The organism is Halomonas sp. M1, from assembly GCF_029581375.1.
Lineage (GTDB): Bacteria > Pseudomonadota > Gammaproteobacteria > Pseudomonadales > Halomonadaceae > Vreelandella.
Genome location: NZ_CP121119.1, coordinates 3645559 through 3671304, shown reverse-complemented (window position 1 = coordinate 3671304; position 25746 = coordinate 3645559). Strand labels below are relative to the sequence as shown.

Sequence of the window (25746 nt, the reverse complement as noted above, 5' to 3'; positions counted from 1 at the left end):
TCTACGACCGCTTAGTTATCCAAACGTTCGACAAGCCAAATATTTATGCAAACCTTAGGTCAGCTGCGGGCCAGCCTTCAGAATCGCATCGTTAACGCCCTCAAATTTCTTGAAGTTATCGACGAATTTGGTGGCCAAATCGCGCAGGTGGCGATCATACGCATCACGGTCGGCCCAGGTTTCACGGGGGTCGAGCAGACTAGAGTCTACGCCCGGAACGGCAATCGGTACCTGCAGGTTCAAACCATCAATGTGCTTGGTTTCCACATCGCGCAGGATACCCGACTGAATCGCGCTGATAATCGCGCGGGTTGTCGGAATCGAGAAGCGTGAGCCGCCCTCTCCGTAAGCACCGCCAGTCCAGCCGGTATTAACCAAATAGACCTGAGCATCTTTCTTTTCAACGCGTTTGATCAAAAGATCAGCGTATTCACGCGCAGGACGCGGGAAGAAAGGCGCACCAAAGCAGGTCGAGAATGTGGCAGCTAAGCCCTCAGAAGAGCCCATTTCAGTAGAACCGACCTTCGCGGTGTAGCCCGAAAGGAAGTGGTACGCGGCTGCTTCTTTGGAAAGAATCGATACCGGTGGCAGCACGCCCGACATATCGCACGTTAGGAAAACAATTGCGTTCGGCTCGCCGGCCAGGTTTTCCGGTACGCGTTTTTCAACGTGCTCCAGCGGGTAGGCGGCACGGGAGTTCTGGGTCAGGCTGTCGTCAGCGTAAGCCGGCTCACGGCGGTCGTTGAGTACAACGTTTTCCAGTACGGTGCCGAACTTAATAGCGTTCCAAATAACCGGCTCGTTCTTCTCGGAAAGGTCGATACACTTAGCGTAACAACCGCCTTCCATGTTGAAGACGATACCATCGCCCCAAGCGTGTTCGTCGTCACCAATCAGGTAGCGAGCCTGGTCGGCAGACAGCGTAGTTTTACCCGTACCAGAAAGGCCGAAGAACAGGCAGGTTTCGCCATCTTCCCCAACGTTGGCAGAGCAGTGCATCGGCAGCACGTCAGCAGCAGGCAGCAGGAAGTTCTGCACCGAGAACATGGCTTTTTTCATTTCGCCAGCGTAACGCATACCGGCAATTAGCACTTTGCGCTCGGCAAAATTGATAATTACGCAGCCGTCTGAGTTAGTACCATCACGGCTAGGGTCACACTCAAAGCCAGCTGCGTTAAGAATTGTCCACTCATCTTTGGCCGCTTGGTTGTAGGCCTGAGGACGCACAAACATAGTGCGACCAAACAGGTTTTGCCAAGCGGTCTCAGTGGAAACACGCACTGGCAGATAGTGAGTAGCGTCACTACCAACGTGTAGCTCAGCAACGAAATGCTCACGGCTACCCAGGTAGTCTTCTACGCGTGCCCACAGCGTTGAGAATTTTTCAGCGTCGAACGGACGGTTAACGCTACCCCAGTCAATGCTGTCGCGGGTAGAAGGTTCATCGACGATAAAGCGGTCTTTCGGTGAACGCCCTGTGCGTAGGCCGGTGTTAACCACCAGGGCACCGTTAGCCGACAGGCGGCCTTCACCACGGGCCACGGCGCGCTCGATCAGTTCGGCGCTGCTGAGATTGACGTGGGCTTGGGGAGCGGCTTGAGTCGTGGTCATGTCGATTCCTGGGCCTTAAGGCCGTTTCTCTCGTTTACCGGGCGTCACCGACGCCTTAAATGGTCAGCCCAGCCACGATAAAGGGGGCTGGACGCGCTTAAGTCCGGCGCATTATGGCAAAAAGAAAGCCCCCGGGAAACGGGGGTTTTGAGCAAATGTCTTGTAGTTAAACTACTACATTTGCGTACTATTGTGTGTTGCGCCGCAATATTTATTCAAACAACCGTTTAGCAGGCTTGCTATATCCATTGCTGTGCCTAGCATGGCAGTTAAACATCTTTTGCGCACCTATCTCCCGGGACGACTACATAACTAGTGAATCACCGGAGGTGGTGCACCTGGGTCATCTAACAAAATTTCAATATCCGCTGCCGTGTAGTGATATTTCGTATGGCAAAAGTGGCATTGGGTATCAATGACGCCCTGCTCGCGCAAAATATCAAGCAACTCATCTTGTCCTAAGGTGTAAAGCGCGTGGCTCATCCGCTCTCGAGAGCAGGTGCACCCAAAGCGTAGCGCTTTAGGCTCGAAGACCCGTACGGTCTCTTCATGATATAGCCGATAAAGCACTTCACGCTGCTCAAGGCCAAGCAGCTCATCGGACTTAATCGTGTCGGCCAACACAACACTGCGCTCCCAAGCATCCACGTCTTGATTCTGCGAAGCATCGGGCAAGCGCTGCAGTAACAGCCCCCCAGCCCGCTTGCCGTCCGCCGCAAGCCATAACCGCGTCGGCAGCTGCTCCGACTGACCAAAGTAAGCCTCAAGACAGCCGCCCAGAGTATTGTGATCTAACGCGACAATGCCCTGGTAGCGATGCCCTTCTCGTGGGTCGAGGGTAATCACAATTTGGCCTTCACCCACCAGCTCACGAAAGCTTGCGTACTCACTCGGCAGCGCTGCATCTTCTGCAATGCGGGCAATGGCGCGCAGTTCACCACCAGGGTTAGACTCTGCCATTAACAACGCCAACGCCCCTTGTCCGCGGACTTCAATGCTTAGCGTGCCATCTAGTTTAATGGTATCGGTTAGCAGCGCCACGGCAGCCAACAGCTCGCCAAGTAGCTCATTAACAGCGGCAGGGTAAGCGTGGCGGTCAAGCACCTCTTGATAGGCCTCGGCAAGCGTAACAATTTCGCCGCGCACGTTGGTTTGGTCAAACAGGAAACGCTGGATTTGATCAGACATAAAAAACCGTATGAAAGGGAAAAAGAATAAACGTGCCTGAGGAAATCAGCGTATTGGCTGAACCTCTCAGTCACTCCCGTGACGCTGAAAGCGTTGAATATCACGACGCTGCTTTTTATCAGGGCGCTTAAGAGGGTGCTGCATAGCTTCGTTGGTTAAGCGGCGCGCTTCGGCTTCTTTAGCCCGGCGCTGAGAACTCTCTTCGGTTTCTGCATAGAGCTTGCGCGCCTCGGGGGCACCACGACGCTGGTCGGACAACGAAGTCACTTCCACCTCATAGATATCCCACCCTTGCGGCACGCGTATTAAAGCACCTAGTTCTACGGCTTTACTGGTTTTCACCCGTGCGCCGTCATAATGCACCTTACCGCCTTCAATCGCTTTTTTAGCCAAGGCGCGGGTTTTAAAAAAACGGGCGGCCCACAGCCACTTATCCAAGCGAACGCTATCACTCATTAACGCTCTCCTAAGGTTTATGAGCCCTACCCCGGCAAATTATTTGGCAGTAGCTGGGCAAACCGGTCTAGGGCGATAAATTCCTGTAGTTCTTTTTCAGGCCGCCGGCTATCGGGCTGCTTGATACCTAACAGGTGCTTAATACCAAACTCGCGGGCACTTTCCAGTACGCTCGCATTGTCATCGATAAACAGTGTACGCGACGGGTTAAAAGGCTCCCGCTCTTGAAGGGCAAACCAAAAGGCCTGCTCTTCTTTGGCAGCCCCAACATCTTCTGAGGAGATGATGGCATCTAAGTAGTTTTCCAACCCTGTGAGCGGTAACTTTAAGGCTAAGCTGGCACGGTCAGCGTTGGTGGCCAGCACCACGCGTGGATGGGCGTTCTTTAGCCATTTTAGAAAGTCTAACGCGTCACTGCGCAGGCCAATCAAATGCTGCACTTCCTGCTTTAACGCTACAATATCTACCCCTAGTTCACGACTCCAATACGCTAGGCTGTACCAATTGAGCGTGCCCTGCTCACCAATAATGCGTGCCCGCAGCTCTTCTTGGCTGGCGATATCAAGCTGGTGAAGCTCCACATAGCGCCGGGGCAAATGCTCCAGCCAAAAATGGCTGTCGAAATGCAGATCCAGCAGGGTGCCGTCCATATCGAGTAGGACGGTATCGATCCCGCGCCAATCAATCATTGCCGCTCCAGTCTTAAAGAGTAAGCGTGCTATTGTAGCGTAACCCGTTTTTTGCAGCCACGGAGGCACGATGTCTAATAGCGATCAATCGTCAGGCGAGACCCAAACCGGCTACCCGCGCAAGCCACAGATTTTGGCCCGCCAGAGCGTGGCAAGAAGCCGTTTATTTCATATTGAATCTCTCGACTTACGCTTCTCAAATGGTGAAGAGCGTCAGTTTGAACGCTTGACCGGCGCTGACCGTGGCGCCGTTATGATTATTGCCATGCCCGACCCAGAGCACGTGCTGCTTATTCGTGAATACGCCGCCGGATTTGAAGATTATGTACTGACGCTACCTAAGGGGTTGGTAGATCCTGGCGAAGATATCGTCACTGCGGCCAACCGCGAACTTATGGAAGAGTGCGGGTTCGGAGCCCACTGCATTGAACCGTTGGTAGAGCTTTCCTTAGCGCCTAATTATATGCGTCACCGCATGCAGGTACTGCTCGCCACTGACTTATACCCTAAACGACTACCGGGGGATGAACCCGAGCCACTAATTGTCGAAACCCACGCCCTTGAAGAGTTACCCGCGCTGCTGCTCCGGGAGGATTTCCACGAGGCCCGTGCCATCGCTGCACTGTACATCGCTAGAGACAAACTGCGCGAAGAGAAGCGCGACAGCGCGATGGATTTACTCTGAGGCGGAAAGGGGATTAAAACAAGGGTGCTACCGGCACCCCTTAGCTTTTCACAAACGCTTTTTTTACAAACGTTTTTCTACAAATGGTGCTTAAGTGCTATCCAACGCCGCTGCCGATGGCTGTCCAGGCCCGCCTCCAGAAGCATCATAGTGCGCAGGGCATCGTCGATATTTACCGGCAGCGGGACGTTATCGCGTAGGGCTGCAGCAATGCCTTCGTAGTAAGCAAGATAATTACCCGCCAACGTGGGGTGTTCACGGTACTGAATAGTTGCAGACGCACCTTCGCTTTTGTGAAGCGTCAACGTGCCGGGAGCAGCCTCACCCCAGTGCGAGGTCGGTTTTTCGCCCGCTTTTAAGCGCGCCTCCTGAGGATCAAGGCCAAGTTGAAGGTAACTTCCCAGGGCACCATGGATGCGAAAACGCGGGGTTAGCTCAGCGATTAGCGTGCCAGCACTGAGACTTACACGAAAACCGTCATACTCCAACAGCGCCACAAAATCGTCGTCGGCGCTTGCCCCTTCTCGTCGCACACCCAGGTCGAGCAGTATTGCATTAGGTATGCCAAACAGCACACTTGCTTGATCAAGCAAGTGTGGCCCTACGCCATACCAAATACCGCTTCCGGGCGTCGCTTTTTCCTGCCAACCATCGCGCACATCTGGCTGGAAACGATCAAAGCGCGATTCAAAACCGGCAATCCGCCCTAACGTGCCAGCCTTTAGCAAGGCTTTAACGGTTAAAAAATCGCCATCCCAACGGCGGTTATGAAATACCGAGATTAGCCGCTCTTTATCCAGCGCCAGCGCTTTGAGCTGCTTTGCCTCAAAGTGCGTCACCGTAAAAGGCGTATCGACCACCACGTGTTTGCCCGCCATCAGTGCTGCCTTGGCAAGCGGAAAGTGCGTATCGCTGGGCGTGGAAATAACGATAAGGTCAATATCTTTACGTTGGCACAGGGAAAGCGCTTGGCTCTCGACGTCAACCTCTAAATCAGCGAGCACTTTGGCGGCATGACTTGTGGAAACTGCGACCAGATCCAGCCCCTCCGTCGCCTGAATAAGCGGTGCATGAAACGTTTTACTCGCATAACCGTAACCCACTAGGCCAACGTTGATAGGCGCCTTCATTACAATCCTTAGTCAATTGGACGGTTCACGTAGAGCAAAAAAACAGCCCGCATCAGCGGGCTGAGTTACACACGAGTTAGTCAAGTTTAGAGAGATCGCGCACGGCACCTTTATCCGCAGAGGTAGCCAATAGTGCATAGGCTTTAAGCGCAGGGGTTACTTTACGCGGGCGCTGCTCCACAGGCTTCCAGGCGTCTTTACCTTTGGCTTCCATAGCTTCACGACGCTTGGTAAGTTCGGCCTCAGTCAGTTTGACGTTAATCGATCGGTTGGGGATATCGATCAAAATGGTATCGCCTTGCTCCACCAAGCCAATAGCGCCACCCGCGGCGGCTTCGGGAGAAACGTGACCAATGGAGAGCCCAGAGGTTCCGCCAGAGAAGCGGCCATCAGTGAGCAGTGCACAGGCTTTCCCCAGCCCTTTTGATTTAAGGTAAGAGGTCGGATAGAGCATCTCTTGCATGCCCGGGCCGCCTTTGGGGCCTTCGTAGCGGATCACCACGACATCGCCCTCTTTGACCTTGCCATCCAACACATTCGCGACCGCTTGGTCTTGAGACTCAACCACATGGGCTTTGCCCTCGAACACCAGAATCGAGTCATCAACGCCAGCGGTTTTTACCACGCAGCCATTGAGCGCGATGTTGCCGTAGAGCACAGCCAAGCCGCCCTCTTTAGAAAACGCATGCTCAAGGTCACGGATACAGCCAGTGGCACGGTCACCGTCCAGGCTTGGCCAGCGGGTGCTTTGCGAAAAGGCGGTTTGTGTGGGCACACCTCCGGGGCCTGCTTTGAAGAACTCCACGACCTCTGCGCTTGGTGAGCGCATGATATCCCACTCATCCAATGCTGCTTTCAGACTGTCGCCGTAAACGGTAGGAACCGAGGTATCCAATACCCCCGCACGGTCGAGCTCGCCCAGAATCGCCATGATGCCCCCGGCGCGGTGAACATCTTCAATATGATACTTCTGGGTATTGGGCGCCACTTTACACAACTGCGGCACTTCGCGAGAAAGACGGTCGATATCCGCCATGGAGAAGTCCACCTCTGCTTCTTGGGCGGCGGCCAGAAGATGCAGAATAGTGTTCGTGGAGCCACCCATGGCGATATCCAGCGTCATGGCATTTTTAAAGGCGGCTTTGTTACCTATGGCACGGGGCAGCAGGTGGGCTTCTTCACCTTCGTAGAAACGTTTAGCGAGTTCGACAATCCGGTGTCCGGCATTTTCAAACAGTCGACGGCGGTCTGAGTGAGTGGCCAGCACCGTGCCATTGCCGGGCAGCGCTAAGCCCAGCGCCTCCATTAAGCAGTTCATGGAGTTAGCAGTAAACATACCGGAGCAACTGCCACACGTGGGGCATGCGCTGCGCTCTACTTCGGCGAGGGTTTCATCATCCACGCTGTCATCGGCCGCCATTACCATCGCATCAACCAGGTCAAGGCCGTGATCTAACAGCTTTGTTTTACCCGCCTCCATGGGGCCACCGGAAACAAAAATGACCGGAATGTTCAGGCGCATCGCTGCCATCAGCATTCCGGGGGTGATTTTGTCGCAGTTGGAAATACACACCAAGGCATCAGCACAGTGTGCGTTGCACATGTACTCAACGCTGTCGGCAATAATATCTCGGCTTGGCAGCGAATAGAGCATGCCATCGTGGCCCATGGCAATGCCGTCATCCACCGCAATGGTGTTGAACTCTTTGGCAACACCACCCGCTTTTTCTATCTCACGGGCAACTAACTGCCCCATGTCTTTTAAGTGAACATGGCCCGGTACAAACTGAGTAAACGAGTTAGCCACTGCAATAATGGGCTTATGGAAATCGTCATCCTTCATACCCGTGGCACGCCAAAGGGCACGGGCACCGGCCATATTACGGCCAGCAGTGGTAGTACGGGAGCGATACTCGGGCATGGTGTCCTCTACATCTTTATCGTGGCCTGCCACATTCGTGGCAGCAGGCAAATGAATCCAGCGGCTTTGAATTGTGGCATGAGCGAACCGTAGAGACTAGATGGTGAGGGCAACCAACACCCATTATCGGCCTTTAAAAGGCTTCCCAAGCCTGCTCGTTTGATGAAGATGCTGAGCGTTTTGACACGGGCTGCTTGACGTCTTGTTCTAGCGAGGCGAGCAGCGGTTGGCCTAACAGTTGGGACTGCAAACGCGCCCGCGCGGCCTCACTACTCTCCTCTTCTGCCCCTTCTAGACGAAACGCAGCTATTACATTAGCAAGCGACAGTGCCTCATAGGTTAAGCGCTGCGCAGCACTGGAAATTGACTGCACCTTACTGGCATTTTGCTGGGTAACGTGGTCCATTTCAGAAACCGCCGTATTAATTTGCGCAATGCCGCTACTTTGCTCGTCAGAGGCAATACTAATTTCTTCCATTATGTCGCTAACCCGCATCACTTGGCTAACCACCTGCTCAATGGATCGTTCAGCGTCTTTTACGGCTTCAGCGCCGCCAGCAATCTCTTGTGAAGACGTATCAATTAAACGGCGAATCTCTCCTGCGGCTGCGGCGCTCCGCCCAGCCAGGCTGCGAACCTCGTTGGCAACCACCGCAAATCCTCGGCCCTGCTCACCGGCCCGTGCAGCTTCTACCGATGCATTCAGCGCCAGAATGTTGGTTTGAAACGCAATACCATCAATCACAGTAATGATGTCGTTCATCTTCCCAGCGCTTTCAGCAATACGTTCCATTCGTTCGACCAGCGCCTGCATACGCTCGCCTGTTTCTCGACTAGTCGCCGCATTTTGCATGGCGAGCTGGTTAGCTTGACGCGCATTTTCAGAATTTTGCTGAACGGTCGCGGTCATTTGGTCCATGCTGGACGCGGTTTGCTGTAAGGAAGACGCCTGCTGCTCAGTGCGCGAGGCAAGGTCTTCATTTTGCTGCTTGATATGCTCAGAAGCTGGCGTCACGATATCCACTTTATTGCCCACTTCGCTGATTAACCCCGAAAGGCTGGCCCGCATGGTTTCAAGAGAAGCGAGCAGCTCACCTAGCTCATCATCCCTTTTGAGCGTCACACGATTAGCAAGATTTCCGGCTGCAATCTGAAACGTAACGCGACGGGCTTGGTTAAGGGAGTTAATCAGCGATTTCAACACGGCACTACTCAACCCCACCATTAATAAAATACCGATGATTAGCACGCCTAATTGTCCCCACAGCAATAACTGCTGCTGACGCTCAGCACTTTCCATCATGTTTTGGGCAGCCAGGCGCTCTTGCTCCACTAATATGTTTATAGTGGCGCTAATACTTTCAGAAGTCGGTTGAACAATATTATTGAAGGCCTCAAAAGCAGCGAAACCATTGCCATCGCGAATAGCGATGTAAGCAGCGTCTGCACCTTCTAAAAAAGTGGCAAGATGCGCGGCAAGCCCTTCCTGAAAACCGCTGGATTGGCTGCGTTGCTGGGAAAACGCTTGCCACGTTTGGTTCATTTCTTCGCTTAGCCTAGTGACCTGTTCTTCAAGCAACGCTGAATCGACACGCCGCGGGTTGCGAACGGCAGGCTCCAAGGTTTGCAGCAGTTGCCCCGTTCGCTGCTCAAGCTGCTGCAAGACAGCGATGCCCTCAAGCCCTGTTTGGTTTAGCGTGCGTAGTCTTTCTGACGAGCTGGTCAACCCATAAACCCCAGCAGCGCCTGCTACAAGCAGCAGCGCTATAGAAGTTACCACCATGCCTATTAGCTTTGCCTGCATACTGCGAAAACTAAACCGTTGCGCCCAGCCAAGAACCCCTTTACGGCGCAATGCACCATAATGGAGCTTAAAACTGCGCATTTTGCCCTTTCCCATTGCATCGTAAATATGGGCTGCTCGTTCAATGGCTTTCTCAGATGCTTTACGGCGAATAGCGGTGTAACCCACCACACTCTCGCCATCTAACAAGGGTGCCACCGTAGTGTGCACCCAATAGGTATCACCATTTTTACAGCGATTTTTTAGCACTCCCTGCCACGTTTTACCTAGCTCAATGGTTTGCCACATATTTTCAAAAACGTGGGCAGGTATATCCGGAGCACGAAACAGGCTATGGGGTTCTCCCATAACATCACTTAACGCGTAGCCACTAATATCAACGAATGCTTGGTTAATGTAAGTGATCTTACCTTGTCGGTCAGAGCGGGAAATCAATACGTCTTCATCGGCAAGCTCAAAGGTCGCCTGGGCCATTATGCTCATTTAAATCCCCTACTCTTTTTTATGACAGGTGCCGATACATCGCTTAGCGATGCTTCCCGTTATCACACTACTGGGTGTAAAAACGATGTGAGTTTCGTTCGTACCCTGCATAAAAACCCTGTACAAACAGCTTTTTCAAAAGCCCACAGCCACTTTTACACACCTTCGGCCTAATACCCTGCATAAAACATGCCACCCGAAGGTGGCATGAACGTGGTCGGTCTTCTAAACAAAAAGTACCAGCGCTAAGTTACTCCTTTAGGCTTCTTCTACGGACGTTGAGCGGCACATTCATTAATTAAAACTCGTCCCAGTTCTGCGTGCTTTGAGAGCGGGCGGGCGCAGACGAGGATTTGGCGGCAGGCAAGTTGAGCGATGCTTTACGCAGCGCTTGGTTAACTTGGTTAAGCTTTTCACGTGCGGCTTGAATGCTTTCTTCCTGGGCACCTTCTAACCGGAACGCGTCAACAACGTTTGCCAACTCGAAGGCTTCTATCGCCAAGTTATCTGCGGAGGCGGCAATGCTCTGTACTTTCGTCGCATTTTGCTGAGTGACGTTGTCCATTTCGGCAATTGCTGTATTAATCTGACCAATACCGCTGCTCTGTTCACTAGAAGCGGTGCTAATCGACTCCATCAACTCACTTACGCGACTCACCTGCTGCATAACGTTTTCGATCGCTTTTTCCGCCTGCTCAACGGCGCTGCGGCCACCACTTACCTCTTGAGTGGTGCTATCAATCATCTTACGAATTTCTTGTGAAGCGTCCGCACTGCGGCTAGCAAGCGTACGTACTTCGCTGGCAACGACCGCAAACCCCCGGCCATGCTCACCCGCACGGGCCGCTTCAACAGACGCATTCAGTGCCAAAATATTAGTTTGGAAGGCAATACCGTCGATCACTCCGATCATTTCGGTCATTTTTTCGGCACGCTGTGCGATGCGCTGCATACGTTCAACCAGCTGCTCCATTTGCGCTTGGGTATCGCGGGTACTAACAGCATTCTGCGCAGCAAGCTCGGTAGCCTGACGGGCATTTTCGGTGTTTTGCTGCACCGTTGAGGTCATCTCCTCCATGCTTGAAGCGGTTTGCTGAAGCGATGACGCCTGCTGTTCCGTGCGCGAGGCAAGCTCTTCGTTTTCAGCGGCAATTTGCTGAACCGCTGGCGTCACCACTGAAACACGGTTTTCTACATCGCCGACAATGCTCGCTAAGCTGAAGCGCATGGTATCCAGGGAATAGAGCAGTTCGCCTAACTCATCATTTGTTTGACGACGCTCCCGCGCGGCAAGGTTGCCCGCCGCAATTTGAAACGTCATGTGCCGCGCGCCTGCTAAACTGCGAAATACCGATTTGAGAATGACAAAACTAAGCCCCACCATCACCAATAGCCCTACCGCCATCAGCACCAGCTGAGCAATCAGCATTTGCTGACGCCCGTGCTGCGCTTCCGCCACCATAACTTCCGCATTATCTCGCTCTTGATCCACAAGCTGGCTGCTTGTCTCACGAAGCACGTCGGTGGCGGGTTGCACGCTATCATTTAACGCTTCAAATGCCGCGAATCCATTGGCCTCCATAATGGCGGTGAGCGCACTTTCGATACCGCTGCTCCAGGTGACTAAAGCAGCATCAAAGGCTTGTATACGCTCTCCCTCTGATGCATTTTGGGTACGGTATTCACTCCACAGCGTGTCAATAACACGGGTATTCTCACTAATTGAGTCGTTAACCGCCTGTAAGTCAACACGTCTCGGATTACGCACAGCAGGTTCAAGGACATCCACTGCCTGCCCTATATGGCGTTCAATGCGCTGCAGATTGGCAACAGACTCAAGCCCCGAGCGGTTAAGCGTTTCTAGGCGCTCACCTGATTGAATCAAGCCATAAACTCCCAACCCTCCGGCCAAAGCGAGCAGCACCAGCGAGGCGATTACCATTCCCGTCAGCTTGGCTTTTAGGCTAGTTAACTGAAAGCGCGCAAAGAAACCGCTGAGACCCCGGCGTTTTAACTGGCCTTCGGAAAGCACATAGCGACGAGACTTACCCTTTTCTCGAATTTCTGTGTACACCTTCTCAGCCAATGCAACGCGCTTGGGCGACGCCTTCCGCCGCAAAGAGGTATAGCCAACAATGCGATCCCCATCCCTCAGCGGTGCGACGGTGGCATTTACCCAGTAATGATCGCCGTCTTGGCGACGATTTTTGACAGTCCCCTGCCAAGTACCACCAGCCTGTATGGTTTTCCAAAAATCCGCATAAGCGGCTTCTGGCATATCAGGGTGGCGAATTAGGCTGTGGGGAGCGCCCATCAATTCATCCCGCGTATAGCCGCTTACTTTCACAAAAGCAGCATTGGCGTAGGTCACGTTGCCTTTTAAATCTGAGCGAGAAATTAAAACAGTTTCGTCATCCAGCGCATATTCACGTTGGGTGATGGGTTGGTTATTGCGCATTTAGGGTTCCCAGGGTAGTTATTTAGAGACTGCTGATAGCTATATCGCTAATCTGGAGCTCTTTTCTATTTATAGCTATTATCCTGTTTAATCACTCAACTTAACCAGTAAAAAGATATAAAAAAGCGCCGCTCTTTGTAGAGCGACGCTTTAATTAAACACACAAATTACAAGGTCACGCAGGGCTAGCTAAACACTACATTGGCGACGTCGCGATAGCGGTTAGCAAAATGCACCGTCATGCCCTCTTTTAAATAGTCGGGTAACTCTTCATAGTCCCGGCGGTTAGCGTCGGGCAAAATCACCTCGAAAATATCGCTACGCCGTGCGGCAATGATTTTTTCACGGATCCCCCCTACGGGTAGCACCTGCCCAGTTAGTGTCAGCTCTCCGGTCATTGCTAAGGGCCGTTCGATAGCTTGGTGCTTGGCCAGCGAAAGCAGCGCAGTCGTCATCGTTACCCCGGCAGAGGGGCCGTCTTTGGGTGTGGCGCCTTCAGGTACGTGAAGGTGCACAAATGCGGAGTCAAAAAAGTCCGCATCCGCGCCATACTCAGCCAAATGGCCCAGGGTGTAGCTGTAAGCAATATTAGCGGACTCTTTCATTACATCGCCCAGCTTACCGGTGAGTTTAAACCCGCGGTCTAGGGCGTGCACTTTACCGGCTTCAATCGGCAATGTGGCGCCTCCCATAGAGGTCCAGGCAAGCCCGGTGACCACCCCTTCACCTTTAAGCACTTTTTCTTTACGGAACAGCGGCGCACCTAAAAATTCTTCCAGGTTTTTAACCGAAATTTTTACCGTCTCCAGCTTCTCTTCTAACAGCTTAACGGCCGCCTTACGCACAATACGGTGTAGCTGTTTTTCTAACTGACGAACACCCGCTTCCCGGGCGTAGCCGTCAATCACCTGTTTAAGCGCAGCGTCGGTTAAGTTAATGCGCTTTTTCGGCAAATTGTCGCGCTTAAGCAGCTTAGGCCAAAGGTGGTGTTTAGCAATCTGCAGCTTCTCTTCAGCGATATAGCCTGACAAGCGTATCTGCTCCATCCGGTCCAACAACGGGGCTGGGATAGAGTCCAAGGTGTTGGCCGTACACACGAACAGAACCTTAGAAAGATCCATTCGCACGTCCAGATAGTGATCAAGAAAGTCGACGTTTTGCTCAGGGTCTAGCACTTCAAGCAACGCAGAGGCAGGGTCACCCTGAAACGATTGGCCGAGCTTGTCGATCTCATCCAGCATAATCACTGGGTTTTCAACTTCGACTTCTTTAAAGGCCTGCACCAGCTTGCCGGGCATGGCACCTACATAGGTGCGTCGGTGGCCCTTAATTTCAGCTTCATCGCGCATACCTCCCACTGAAAAACGATAAAACTCACGGCCCAGCGCTTCAGCAATCGAGCGTCCTATTGAGGTTTTACCCACCCCTGGCGGGCCAACCAACAGCACAATAGAGCCACCTACATCGCCTTTAAAAGTACCTTCCGCGAGGAATTCGATAATTCGCTCTTTCACGTCTTTCAAACCATCGTGGTCGCGGTCTAGCACCTCACGGGCTGTAGCAAGGTCTAGCTTATCCTGGCTGGTGACACCCCAAGGTAGTGACGTTAGCCAGTCCAAATAGTTACGTGTCGTGCCGTACTCTGGAGAGCCGGTCTCCAGCACGCTGAGCTTATTTAGCTCGTCGTCAATGCGGCTCTGGACGCGTTCAGGCACGACCAGCGACTCCAGGCGCTGCTTGAAGGTATCAACATCGTTTTCGCGGTCGTCTTTTGAAATGCCTAGCTCACGCTGAATGACCTTCAGCTGCTCACGCAGGAAGAACTCTCGCTGGCGCTCCTGCATCTGAGCATTCACCTGCTCGCTGATCTCGCCCTGCAACAGCGCCACATCAATCTCTTTACGCAGCAGCGGCAACACTTTCTGCATACGCTCTTCCACCGACAGGGTGGCCAGCACATCCTGAAGCTCTGGGCCTTTAGCGGAGGTAATGGCAGCGGCAAAATCGGTCAATGGCCCCGGTTGATGAGGGCTAAAGCGGTTGAGATAGTGTTTTAACTCTTCGCCATAGAGCGGGTTAATCGGCAGCAGCTCTTTAATGCCGTTGATAATCGCCATGGCATAAGCACGGGTCTCTTCATTCTCCGCGTCAACCGGCTCTTTAGGATAGGTCACCTCCACTAAATAAGGCGGTTCCTTAGAGAGCCAACGGGTAATTTTAAAACGCTGTAGCCCTTGGGCGATAAACTGGATCTGCTGATCTTCACTCTTGAGCTTATGTACTTTGACGGCGGTGCCAATCGCAGGGAAGCTTTCATGGTCAAGCGAATGCACGCCCTGCTCACCGACAAACGCTACCCCAATCGTGTGGTGCGGTGTGTTGCCCACTCGACGCATGGTCTCTTCCCAGCGCTCACGGTTAATAACCAACGGCTGGACTTGGGCAGGAAAGAAAGGACGATTGTGAATCGGTAGCAGGTAAATACGCTCTGGCAACATTTCGCTGGCAGGCACCAGCGAATTTACCCGTTCGCCGTCGGAACGGTGCTCTTTATTTTCAGAGAACGTTTCACTTCCAGAGGGCTCTTGGTGGGACTCTTGTGGCTCGCCATCGGTTAGCCAATCAAGATCTTCGTGATCGCGGTCGTAATCTTGGTCGCTCATGCGCCCTCCAATCCACAGTAACCAGCAACAGTCATTAGCAACTGTCGCTGCTTGGTATAACCCATGGAATGCGGGCACAAAGCCAAAACTTCAACCCTTTACGATGGCTTAAAGCAATACAGTTACGGCCATAAAGCGGGCATTGGCCGACCATTTACCCGCCACACGCCGCGCACCACGTCAAACTGCAGCTCTCGGGTACCCAGCGGCAGCCCTAGCCATAGCGCAGCTACGGTAGGGGCATCATGCCAAATAAAATCGCCGTCGATACGCTCAAGCCAACGTGCTCGCTCTTCAGGCTTTTCTAGGGCCGCAACACTTAGCTCGTTAAGGTGGCGAGCATCAAAAAACAGTGCACCATCCGCCTCAACGCTCAGCCCCAGTAACGGGCTGTCAATGGTGACAGCCGGCACATCCAAGCGAGGCGAATCGCTTAATACTTGCAGCAAATCTGGCTCCAAACGGGCCAGTAATCCTTCTGCCATCGGCAAGCTGGTATCTCCCCAGGCAGCCTCTTGGCGTAAACGCCGAATGGTTTGCCGCACGGCATCCGCGTTCAGGCGAGAGAGCTCTGCTTCCACTCTGCCGCTAAACAGGGGTGTTTCGGGGGCTTCACTGGGCACGCGCACTTCACCCACAATAAGCTCGCCTTTAAGGCGCAGCTCACTCTCATCAAGCACCATATAGCTGTGCACATCCAGAGGCGCTACCTGGACATCATAAGCAGGATAACGCAGCGCTAGGTTTTCGATATGCAGATGGTCGCGCTGGGCAAAATGGTAGGCATCTTCAATGTAGGTATAGCGACTTTCCAATACGCTGGGGCCAAGGGTTAGTTGGGCCAGCCCATCCGTTAAGGTTAATTGATCCAGCAGCACGCGGGTATGCCAATCACCAAATACGCCTTCAAGACGTATGCGCGCACCGCGCACGTCTAGCTCGCGGCCATTTTGTTGAATAACAAACGGGGCCAGTGCTAACCGCAGCTCGCTATAACCGCTGAGCGTATGATAACGGCCCTGCCAGCGAGGCACTGAAGGCGCTGATACTTCACCCACCGCTTTTTGCAGAACGCTGTCTAAGCGCGGCAGTATTGTGCCTTCCACATCGGTACTTAAAATTCCGTGGCGCGCACGGTAACTTAGCTCTAGTCGCCAAGGACGCCCAAGCAGCGGCGAAAGCAGCAAACTTCCCTGTGATGTTAACCATCCTTGGCGGCTTTCCGTACGGCTCACCCGCCACTCCCCCCGTGCCTCCAGGTCTTCAAGCGCTTGGCGAAGGCTGCGCTCAAACAGCACGCTCGACAGCAGTTGCGCCACCATCCATGCAACGGCGATGACGGCGAGAACGGGAGCGATCAGACGTTCCTTGCGCATGCCCTCTCCTTTAACAGCCCGAAATGGCGAGCAGAGCCAACGTTACCTATCTGTTCAGGCCAGCACAGTTAAAACCATCAGCCCAAAAAGTACATGTAAACCTAGTACAACCCAACCTCTTGCAGCCAAACCTAGTGCAGCCAAAACCAGAGGTGCATGGTACTCCAGGCGTAAATCCCTGCCATTACGTCATCAATCATAATGCCGAAACCGCCCGCCACTCGTCGGTCTGCCCAGCGGATAGGCCAAGGCTTAAAGACATCAAAAATGCGAAAGACGATAAAGCCCCATAGTGCGGCTTCCCAGGAAAAAGGCACCGCCGCCATGGTAATCCAGTAACCAACAAACTCATCCCACACAATACCCGAGTGGTCATGTACCCCTAAGTCTTGCGACGTTTTCTCACAGAGCCAAACGCCTACAACAAAGGCGGCCATCACCAGGCTTAGATACCATACCAGGGGTAAGTCGGCCATCATCCAATAAAAAGGAATTGCCGCTAGAGTACCAAAGGTACCGGGCGCCCAAGGTGCGGCGCCACTCCCCAGGCCGAAAGCAAAAAAGTGGGTTGGCCTTCGCCAAACACTGGCGGGCGCACGGTTCATACCTCACCCCCACTAAAGTGCTGCCAGCCTGCATAGTCGGTGGCATCAATTCCGCTCACCCCCGGCGTTTCACAGCAGCGCCCTATCACGGTAAGCGGCAGGCCTATACTGGCAAGGCATGCCTGGGCACGCGTTACGTCATCAGGGGCAAGCGTTACCAGCAGTTCATAGTCGTCGCCGCCTGAAAGAGCCGTTTGACGAGCAGCATCAAGCCCACGCTGCTCTACCAACCCTTCCGCTAACGGAATCGCCTCTAAATCAAGTACCGCCCCCACCTGTGAGGCAATACGCAGGTGGGCGAGATCTGCCAGCAGCCCATCGGAGATATCCATTGCCGCAGTGGCGATGCCACGCAACGCAACACCCGCCTCAAGCCGGGGCTCAGGCAGCAAATAGCGTTTAAGCAGTGGGTGCGATACATCACGCTCCCCCTTCTTCCAGAGTGCTAGTCCACCCGCCCCACCGCCTAGCGCACCGGTTACCGCAATCACATCACCCGGCTTAGCACCGGCGCGGGTCATCGCTTCACCTGCGGGCACTTCACCCATCACGGTAACGCCGATGGTCAGCGCCCCAGAGGTAACATCGCCCCCCACCAGCGTTGTAGCATGCTGATGACAAAGGTTATGAAATCCTTTTGCATAGTCCGCTAGCCACTGTTCAGCGGCGGCATGCTCTGCAAATACCCGCTGATCGAGGGTTAGCGCCATTAAGCACCAGCGCGAAGTCGCCCCCATCGCGGCCAAATCGCTTAACGCAACGGCAAGAGCGCGGTGCCCTACCGCATAGGCGGGGGCATCGCTGGGAAAGTGGACATCGATAACGGACGTATCGACGCTGACCGCCAGTTGCTGCCCTGCCTTGGGCACCAATAGCGTGGCATCGTCGCCATTTCCAAGAGCAACGCCGTCAGTCGCTTGCGCCTCCTGCGGCGACATAAAATAGCGTCGAATCAATTCAAATTCGGCAAGCACAAAGGCCCCTTAAACGCTTGATCAGGCCGCTCGCTTATAAACGGCGAGCGCTGACTTCGGCACTACGTAAGCGGTTTGCCAGCTTATCGAGAATGCCATTCACGTACTTATGGCCGTCGGTGGCGCCAAATGATTTAGCCAGCTCAACGCCTTCGTTGATCACTACACGGTACGGCACTTCCATTCGGCGGGAAAGCTCGTAAGCACCCAAGCGTAGAATCGCTAGCTCCACCGAGTCCAGATCCTCTAAACGGCGATCCAGCAACGGGGATATTTCACGATCGAGTTCTGCCTTAAAACGCACCGTATTGTGCAACAGCTCATGGAAAAGCGCTTTGTCGGCAATTTCCATTACCTTGACCCAGTTTTCGTGATCTTCCAGATCGTCATCAGCCACTTGGCTACGGAACTCAGCTTCAATAGTGGTGATGGATTTACCGGTCATTTGCCACTGGTAAAGCCCTTGAACCGCCAACTCACGTGCGGCGTGGCGCCCTTGCTGCGCAGCAGAGGGCTTACGCTCACGACGTTCGCTCATTGGTTGTCTCCTAACGGCAGCGCACGCAGCAGCGAGACCATTTCCATCGCTGCCATGGCTGCTTCAGTACCTTTATTACCGGCTTTGGTACCCGCACGCTCGATGGCCTGCTCAATAGACTCAACCGTCAACACACCATTTGCCACCGGTGTATCAAACTCAAGCTGGAGATGGTTCATGGCTGTGTTGCAGCCACCCGCTACGTATTCAAAGTGGGGCGTTCCACCACGAATCACCGCGCCCAAGGCAATCACCGCATCAGGCTGCATGACTTTAAGCACGCGCTTTACCGCCAGCGGCAGTTCCCAGGCGCCGGGCACGTGAACAATGTGGATGTTTTCAGCATCAACACCGTGGCGGGTCAGGCTATCGACCGCACCCTCCACCAAGCTATCCACCACATGGTGGTTAAACCGCCCAACGACGATGACATAGCGGCCATCAACATCTACAAAAGTGCCTTCAACTTGCGAAAGGGATTGCATCAATTTATTCCTGCTGAGAAGTTGGCTCATACGCCGTGTCATTAGGCCCCAGGCGCTCGACGACTTCGAGATCAAACCCGGAGAGGGCCGAGAACTTCCACGGGGAGCTAAGTAGCCGCATTTTACCCACGCCCAAATGGCGCAGAATTTGCGAGCCGGTACCAATCGTTAAGTAGTTGCCGGAACCGTCTGAATCGCTGGTGCGCGGTTGACGCACGCGGTCGAGGAAAATATCCAGCTGATTTTTAAAATCCTGATGCGGGCGTCCATCATCGATCAGAACGAACACCCCAGCGGGTGCCTGGGCAATTTCGCTAATCGCACGCTGAGCGTCCCAGCGGCACTGCTCGCCCTTCAGTAAGCCGAGCACATCCCGCAGCGTATCGGCCAAATGCACGCGAACCGTGGTAGCTTGCTCTGGGGTGGGCTGCCCTTTCACCAGTGCTAAGTGGTGCGCGCCTTGTATACGGTCGCGGAATACATGCAGCGCCAGCTTGCCATGGGCAGTATTAACGCTTGAGGTTTCGATCAGGTCAATGGTTTGCTCATTGACGATACGGTAGTGAATTAAATCAGCAATCGTGCCGATTTTAATACCGTGCTTCTTGGCAAACACTTCTAACTCGGGGCGACGCGCCATACTGCCATCATCATTCATGATTTCGCAGATAACCCCACTGGGGTCACAGCCTGCCAAAGCCGCAAGATCACAGGCCGCTTCAGTATGACCAGCACGACGTAAAACCCCACCCGGTTCGGCCATCAGCGGAAAAATATGTCCTGGCTGTACGATATCGGTCGGCTTGGCGTGGGGGGCTGCAGCCGCTTGCACGGTGCGAGCACGATCTGCCGCAGAGATGCCCGTTGTGACGCCTTCTGTTGCCTCGATAGAGAGCGTAAATTTAGTCCCGAAACCGGAACCATTGTCCCGCACCATGAGCGGCAGATTAAGCTGCTCGCAACGCTCGCGGGTCATGGGCATGCAGATAAGGCCACACGCATAACGCGCCATGAAGTTGATATGCTCGGCCTGGACTTTTTCGGCCGCCATGATGATATCACCTTCGTTTTCGCGATCCTCATCATCCATGAGAATCACCATTTTGCCCTGGCGAATGTCTTCCACCAGCTCAGCGATAGGGGATAGCCCCTCAGAAGAGAAGTGCGCCATGGAATCTCCAAAATAAAGTGGTCGCATTGCATGCGATTTCGCGCGTCAGGGTACCTTGCTATGCATTCTTGCGCTAGTCAGTATCAGGTTCGGCAATAATGTGCCAGTCACGCCCAACCGCGCGTATCTCTTTAATCGTCAGCCGCTTTTGGTCTGCCATGCGGGTTAACCCCGGCAGGGCAAACAGCGGCCTGGCTTCACCACCGAGCAGCGTGGGGGCGACAAATAACTGCAGTTCGTTAACTAAATTGGCATCTAACAGCGCGCCAGCCAGCGTTGCGCCTGTTTCCACCAGCAGCTCATTAACCTGCTCATTATCGGCTAGCCAGTGCAGCATGTCAGCCAGGGCAATGCGCCCCCCTTGGTCGGCAGGAAACACCACTATTTCCGCGCCCGCCGCTTCTAACTTTTGGCGTTTCGCTTCACTGTGCTGCTCGGTGGTAATCAACAGCGTGCGTCCTGGCTCGCGCAAACAAGCGGCGGCCAGCGGCAAGCGGAGCCGGGAGTCTAAAATAACGCGCAGCGGTTGGCGTTTAACCACCTCATCGGCATTCGCCAGCGCCAGCTGGTCGGCCCGCAAGGTTAGCCGTGAATCGTCCATAATCAACGACTCAACGCCACTTAAAATAGCGCTGGAACGCGCCCGCAACCGCTGTACCTGACTACGCGCTTCGGGGCCGGTAATCCATTGGGACTCACCTGACCCCATCGCCGTACGCCCATCAAGGCTCATCGCCATTTTAAGCCGCACAAAAGGCCGCTTATGCTGCATACGGGAAATAAAACCAGGGTTTAGCGCCCGTGCATCCGCTTCCAAAAGGCCTACATCAACGGTCACCCCATCGGCTTGTAGCCGCTTAATACCTTGCCCACTTACCTGTGGATTGGGGTCGACCATCGCGACAACCACACGGGAGACCTTGGCCTCTGCCAACGCCACCGCGCATGGCCCAGTGCGGCCGGTATGGGAGCAAGGTTCCAGCGTAACGTATGCGGTTGCCCCGCGGGCTAAGCCAGCCGCTGCGTTTAGTGCGTGTATTTCAGCGTGAGGGCCGCCGGCGCTGATGTGAAAGCCTTCGCCGACCACTCGCCCCTCATCGCTTTCATCATAGCGGACGATAACGCAGCCCACGCGGGGGTTTGGGTCGGTGGTATAAAGCCCTTGCTTGGCGAGCTGAAGCGCCCGCGCCATGTACTTATGATCTTGTAAAGAGAACGCAGCGTGGCGTGGCTCAGCGCCCATTACTGCTTACCGCCATTAGGGTGAGTGGCCACCGATCGCTCTTGATCAGGCTCCTGGGAAAGCCGGTCTATTTCAGCGCGAAATTCGTCTAAATCCTGAAATTTACGGTACACCGAGGCAAAACGAATATAGGCAACTTGGTCTAAATTGCTTAACGCCTGCATAACAGCCTCGCCAATCTCTCGGGCGTTAACTTCTCGGTCCCCTTTGGCGCGCAGCGATTGACGAATACGCTCAACCGCCGCCTCAATCGCTTCGGCACTTACGGGACGTTTCTCCAGCGCGCGCAGCATTCCTGCCCGTAATTTGGCTTCGTTAAAACTCTCCCGAGATCCGTCAGACTTCACCACTCGGGGCATGATGAGCTCGGCGGTTTCATACGTCGTAAAGCGCTCATGGCAGCTGGCACACTGGCGACGCCGACGCACCTGGTCACCCTCTGCTACCAGCCGAGAATCGGACACTCGAGTATCATTAGCACCACAAAAAGGGCAATGCATGGCAGTCAACCTATTATCAGTACGTGCAGATTATCAGTACGTGCAGCTAACAGCACAAAAAAGCATATTTATTCAACGCGGCGTTAACCTAGCATTGTAACGATTTGGCACACAAGCTGCAGCGTTTGTCGCACGTTGTTTAGGAGAGCGCCCGCATGACCCCTTTCGAGCAGACGGTACATCACTATTTAACGCACCTTTACGGCCCGCGGGCAGGCGAGGTTCAGCGGCGCTTAGAGCAGCATCTTGCGCATTTTCGACCTAGGCTACCAGCGGCGCTGCAGACAGCAACAGCCGCCCCCGACGCACCAACATGGAGCGAGAAAGACCAGTGGGTGATCAGTTACGGCGACACAATTGTCGCTGAAGACGCCCCTCCCCTTGCGGTGCTGAGTGAATTTCTCCAACGCTACCTGGGCGAGCGGATTAGCGGGGTGCACGTATTGCCCTTTTTCCCCTGGAGCAGCGATGACGGCTTCTCAGTGATCCATTACCGGGAAGTAGAGCCGACGCTGGGCGACTGGACACATATTCGCGAGCTGGCCAGCCACTATGACCTGATGGCAGATTTGGTGCTTAACCATGTTTCACGGGAATCGCTCTGGTTTGTGGACTACTTAGCCGGCAGCCTACCCGGGCGGGACTACTTTATTGAAGTAGACCCGGAAACCGATGTTACCCAAGTGACACGTCCACGCAGCAGCCCGCTTTTAGTGCCCGTTTCTACGCGGCGGGGAACCCGCCACCTGTGGGCAACTTTCTCGGAAGATCAAATCGACTTAAATTTTGAGAATCCCGATGTATTACTCGAGTTTGTCGGTATCCTGCTTTTTTATCTTCAGCAAGGCGTGCGCATTATTCGCTTAGATGCAGTGGCATTTTTATGGAAGCGTCTGGGCACGTCCTGCATTCACCTACCGGAAACCCATACGGTAGTGCGCTTGTTGCGAGCCATTGTGGACGAAATAGCCCCCGGCACCCTGCTGATTACCGAAACCAACGTGCCTCATGCAGAAAATATCAGCTATTTTGGCTTAGAGCGTTTGCCCGAGGGGGCACCCGACGAAGCCCATATGGTGTATCAGTTCGCCCTGCCGCCACTGCTGTTGCACACATTAACCCGAGGTGAAGCATCCACTCTCCAACACTGGCTCGCCAACCTGCCAGTGCTGCCCAAGCAGTGCACCTACTTAAACTTTACTGCCAGCCATGATGGTATTGGCGTACGCCCGCTGGAAGGTCTGCTGCGTGACCATGAGCGAGATGCCCTATTGGAACTAATGCACCGCTTTGGCGGCTTCGTCAGCATGCGCAGCAACCCCGACGGCAGCGATACCCCCTATGAAATTAACATTACCTGGTTTGAAGCCATGCGTGGCACGCGGCGGGGGCCAGATCCATGGCAAATTGCCCGTTTTATATGTAGCCAAGCCATTATGCTGAGCCTACAGGGCATTCCTGCGCTCTACCTGCATACGCTGACCGGCACGCTGAATGACGTAGAAGGCGTGGAACGCAGCGGGCGTCTTCGCTCAATTAATCGGCGGCGCTGGAAGCGTGATGAGCTGGCACTGCTGCTTGAAAACCCCTCTACACCCACCCATAAAGTTTTCAATACGCTTAACCACTTGCTGGAACTGCGCCGCAGCGAGCCCTGCTTCCATCCGCATGCTGCTCAGCGTGTGCTGCCAAGCCCGCCTGACTTATTAGCGGTTGAGCGTGGCCCGCTTAGCGACGGCCGTCGTTTGCTAGCACTCTTCAACGTTACCGACACACAGCTTCCACTAGAGCGCGCGGGTGAAGCGGTTAACCAGGCGCTCAGCCTACATGATTGGCAAGACTTGAATCCCAATAGCCAAGGAGAGGAAAAAGCCGCTTTATCCCCTTATGCGGTACGCTGGCTGGCGGCTATTAACTGACCAAGGCCAATTGATAAAACACAACCAGCACTTGGATAGAAATCTTCAAGCTTGCATTGCGGCATAACGTCTCAGTGCAGAAAAACATAATCGCCAAATAATCACGCAGTGACACACTGTGGCACGGATCATTACTAAGGATTGTAGTTAATTATGCTGCAGCAAAGCATTGCGATTGGCCCTATGGGGTTTAGCCTTCATCAACTCGTCATTGGGTTAGCCTTTTTGCTCGCGCTTCTGGCGGGGGCACTCATCGGCCAGCGACACCGCGTCGCAGTGAGCGATACGCTATTTACCGTGCTGTTTGTCGCGATTATTGCCGCACGGGGCGTTTTTGTTATTCGCTATTGGGGAGAGTACGACAGTCTTCTAGCCCGCCTGGACATTCGCGACGGTGGCTTTGATATTTTGGGAGGGCTCGTTGCTGCGCTAGGCTACGCGGGCTGGGCGCTGTGGCGCTCCCCCCGCCAGCGCATCCCGCTTAGCGGTGCGTTAATGGTGGGCGGTCTCACCTGGGGCCTAATTGTTGGAGGGTCGACCCTGATTGAGCAGCAGTCCCGTCCTTTACCTGACATTGCTTTAACCACTCAGGAAGGCATCACGACCAGTCTTCCCCACTTTGCACAGCAAGAGCAGCAGCCAATGGTGGTGAATCTCTGGGCAAGTTGGTGCCCTCCCTGCATCCGTGAAATGCCCGTGTTTGAGCAAGCCCAACAAGCTGAACAGGACATTACCTTTGTGTTTGTAAACCAAGGGGAAAGCGCCCAGCAAATAGCGTCATTTATGAACCAACATGCGTTTTCGTTGGAAAATGTTTGGCAAGATCCAGCCAATGCTCTGGGTCAAGCTACTGGCGCCCATGCCATGCCCACCACGCTTTACTACAATGCCGAAGGCCAACTGGTGAACACCCACTTCGGTGAGCTTTCCCGCGCCACCCTAGAACAAGGGTTAGAGCGTTTAAGATAGCGTTTTTCAGCGCCACGATGCTGAACATTAATTAAGGATACGGTTATGCAACGTTTTACTCTTTCCCATTTAAGGCTTCCCTCCCTAGGCCGCTTTGTGATGTTAGCGGGCCTTGGCGCTGCCCCGCTAAGCTATGCCGAAGACCTTCCCGCGCCGGTTCAGGCGTTGAGCAATCAGGGGTTAACGATTCACGGTCAGTTCGAGGCACCCGGCGGAATTCGAGGCTATGGCGCCAGCGTACAGGGCCAGGACATGGCGATCTACTTAACACCCGATGGTGAGCACGCGATTGTCGGTACGTTAATGGATAGCGACGGTAACGACCTCACCGAAGCCCAGCTTGATGAGCACGTCCGTGTTCCTTTGGAAGCTGAAACGTGGCAACTGCTGGAAGAGAGCCACTGGATACAGGATGGCGACACCGCAGCACCACGCATTATTTACACGTTTACAGATGCCAACTGCCCGTACTGCCATCAGCTTTGGGAGCAAGCACGCCCGTGGGTAGAGGCAGGTAAAGTCCAACTGCGCCATATTATGGTCGGCATTTTAGCCACCAACAGCCCTGCATTAGCGGCCACAATGCTAGGCGCAGACGACCCCAGCGCCGCGCTTAATGCGCACAGTAAAGGTACGCGCGTCAGCGCCAGCGCTCAGCCACGAGATATTGAAGAGCAGGTCTATGCCAATAATCAGCTGTTTGAAGAGCTAGGCTTGTACGCCACGCCTACCAGCGCTTTTCAGCGCGAAACAGAGAGCGGCAGCATTCGTATTGACCGCATTCAAGGAATGCCTAGCGAAGAACGCCTGATTGAGATGATGGGCAGCGAAGCCCCCTAACAGATGAACAAGTAGGGGCAGCTACTTGGCTGCCCCTA

Annotated in this window: 21 protein-coding genes; 4 read left to right on the top strand and 17 right to left on the bottom strand. The window is 54.1% G+C overall.

All coding sequences use genetic code 11. The features are described 5' to 3' along the window. Positions 1-54: 54 nt before the first annotated feature. The 4 genes from P8S54_RS16810 to yrfG all read right to left on the bottom strand — a co-directional run bounded on the left by P8S54_RS16810 (position 55) and on the right by yrfG (position 3944). On the bottom strand, positions 55-1611 hold the full coding sequence (locus P8S54_RS16810) for a phosphoenolpyruvate carboxykinase (protein WP_281442648.1): 1557 nt from the start codon (positions 1609-1611) through the stop codon (positions 55-57). A 312-nt stretch (positions 1612-1923) separates the two neighbouring features. Next, entirely contained in the window at positions 1924-2799 is an 876-nt protein-coding gene (hslO, locus tag P8S54_RS16805) for an Hsp33 family molecular chaperone HslO (RefSeq protein ID WP_281442647.1), read from the bottom strand. Positions 2800-2865: 66 nt separating this feature from the next. Then, on the bottom strand, positions 2866-3255 hold the full coding sequence (gene hslR / locus P8S54_RS16800; RefSeq protein WP_009098680.1) for a ribosome-associated heat shock protein Hsp15: 390 nt from the start codon (positions 3253-3255) through the stop codon (positions 2866-2868). Between the two features lie 26 nt (positions 3256-3281). Continuing rightward, positions 3282-3944, bottom strand: coding sequence for a GMP/IMP nucleotidase (yrfG, locus tag P8S54_RS16795; RefSeq protein ID WP_009098681.1), 663 nt, complete (start codon positions 3942-3944; stop codon positions 3282-3284). A gap of 70 nt (positions 3945-4014) precedes the next feature. On the opposite strand from yrfG, the gene nudE reads away from it, so the two are divergent. Continuing rightward, complete coding sequence (gene nudE, locus P8S54_RS16790; RefSeq protein ID WP_281442646.1) at positions 4015-4629, top strand: ADP compounds hydrolase NudE; 615 nt, start codon at positions 4015-4017, stop codon at positions 4627-4629. Positions 4630-4706: 77 nt separating this feature from the next. On the opposite strand, the gene P8S54_RS16785 is transcribed toward nudE, so the two are convergent. The 13 genes from P8S54_RS16785 to nrdR all read right to left on the bottom strand — a co-directional run bounded on the left by P8S54_RS16785 (position 4707) and on the right by nrdR (position 21980). Further along, positions 4707-5759 (bottom strand): oxidoreductase, encoded by a 1053-nt coding sequence (locus tag P8S54_RS16785; protein ID WP_281442645.1) that lies wholly within the window; start codon positions 5757-5759, stop codon positions 4707-4709. 76 nt (positions 5760-5835) lie between these two features. Further along, positions 5836-7680, bottom strand: coding sequence for a dihydroxy-acid dehydratase (gene ilvD / locus P8S54_RS16780; protein ID WP_281444125.1), 1845 nt, complete (start codon positions 7678-7680; stop codon positions 5836-5838). 133 nt (positions 7681-7813) lie between these two features. Next, on the bottom strand, positions 7814-9967 hold the full coding sequence (locus P8S54_RS16775; RefSeq protein ID WP_281442644.1) for a methyl-accepting chemotaxis protein: 2154 nt from the start codon (positions 9965-9967) through the stop codon (positions 7814-7816). Positions 9968-10265: 298 nt separating this feature from the next. Next, positions 10266-12425 (bottom strand): methyl-accepting chemotaxis protein, encoded by a 2160-nt coding sequence (locus tag P8S54_RS16770; RefSeq protein WP_281442643.1) that lies wholly within the window; start codon positions 12423-12425, stop codon positions 10266-10268. 185 nt (positions 12426-12610) lie between these two features. Continuing rightward, positions 12611-15088, bottom strand: a complete 2478-nt coding sequence (gene lon, locus P8S54_RS16765; protein ID WP_281442642.1) for an endopeptidase La — start codon at positions 15086-15088, stop codon at positions 12611-12613. 122 nt (positions 15089-15210) lie between these two features. Further along, on the bottom strand, positions 15211-16464 hold the full coding sequence (locus tag P8S54_RS16760; RefSeq protein ID WP_281442641.1) for a DUF945 family protein: 1254 nt from the start codon (positions 16462-16464) through the stop codon (positions 15211-15213). 131 nt (positions 16465-16595) lie between these two features. After that, positions 16596-17069, bottom strand: coding sequence for a phosphatidylglycerophosphatase A (locus tag P8S54_RS16755; RefSeq protein ID WP_281442640.1), 474 nt, complete (start codon positions 17067-17069; stop codon positions 16596-16598). After that, the gene (gene thiL / locus P8S54_RS16750; protein WP_281442639.1) at positions 17066-18043 is read right to left on the bottom strand and encodes a thiamine-phosphate kinase; all 978 of its coding nucleotides are present in this window, start codon (positions 18041-18043) and stop codon (positions 17066-17068) included. The genes P8S54_RS16755 and thiL overlap by 4 nt, the downstream gene beginning before the upstream one ends. A 34-nt stretch (positions 18044-18077) precedes the next feature. Beyond that, the gene (gene nusB, locus P8S54_RS16745; RefSeq protein ID WP_263068120.1) at positions 18078-18581 is read right to left on the bottom strand and encodes a transcription antitermination factor NusB; all 504 of its coding nucleotides are present in this window, start codon (positions 18579-18581) and stop codon (positions 18078-18080) included. Further along, the gene (gene ribE / locus P8S54_RS16740; protein ID WP_009098693.1) at positions 18578-19066 is read right to left on the bottom strand and encodes a 6,7-dimethyl-8-ribityllumazine synthase; all 489 of its coding nucleotides are present in this window, start codon (positions 19064-19066) and stop codon (positions 18578-18580) included. The genes nusB and ribE overlap by 4 nt, the downstream gene beginning before the upstream one ends. 4 nt (positions 19067-19070) lie before the next feature. Continuing rightward, positions 19071-20237, bottom strand: coding sequence for a bifunctional 3,4-dihydroxy-2-butanone-4-phosphate synthase/GTP cyclohydrolase II (gene ribBA, locus P8S54_RS16735; protein WP_281442638.1), 1167 nt, complete (start codon positions 20235-20237; stop codon positions 19071-19073). Positions 20238-20310: 73 nt separating this feature from the next. Next, the gene (gene ribD, locus P8S54_RS16730; protein ID WP_281442637.1) at positions 20311-21480 is read right to left on the bottom strand and encodes a bifunctional diaminohydroxyphosphoribosylaminopyrimidine deaminase/5-amino-6-(5-phosphoribosylamino)uracil reductase RibD; all 1170 of its coding nucleotides are present in this window, start codon (positions 21478-21480) and stop codon (positions 20311-20313) included. Continuing rightward, a complete protein-coding gene (gene nrdR, locus P8S54_RS16725) occupies positions 21480-21980 on the bottom strand; it encodes a transcriptional regulator NrdR (RefSeq protein ID WP_281442636.1) in 501 nt (166 codons plus the stop codon). The genes ribD and nrdR overlap by 1 nt, the downstream gene beginning before the upstream one ends. Positions 21981-22135: 155 nt before the next feature. Here nrdR and P8S54_RS16720 point away from each other — a divergent pair, with 155 nt between their 5' ends. The 3 genes from P8S54_RS16720 to dsbG all read left to right on the top strand — a co-directional run bounded on the left by P8S54_RS16720 (position 22136) and on the right by dsbG (position 25708). Beyond that, entirely contained in the window at positions 22136-23899 is a 1764-nt protein-coding gene (locus P8S54_RS16720; protein WP_281442635.1) for a sugar phosphorylase, read from the top strand. 153 nt (positions 23900-24052) lie between these two features. Beyond that, the gene (locus tag P8S54_RS16715) at positions 24053-24868 is read left to right on the top strand and encodes a TlpA family protein disulfide reductase (protein ID WP_281442634.1); all 816 of its coding nucleotides are present in this window, start codon (positions 24053-24055) and stop codon (positions 24866-24868) included. A gap of 99 nt (positions 24869-24967) precedes the next feature. Continuing rightward, positions 24968-25708: a thiol:disulfide interchange protein DsbG gene (dsbG, locus tag P8S54_RS16710; protein WP_105208940.1), complete on the top strand. Its 741-nt coding sequence runs from the start codon at positions 24968-24970 to the stop codon at positions 25706-25708. Positions 25709-25746: the final 38 nt, after the last annotated feature.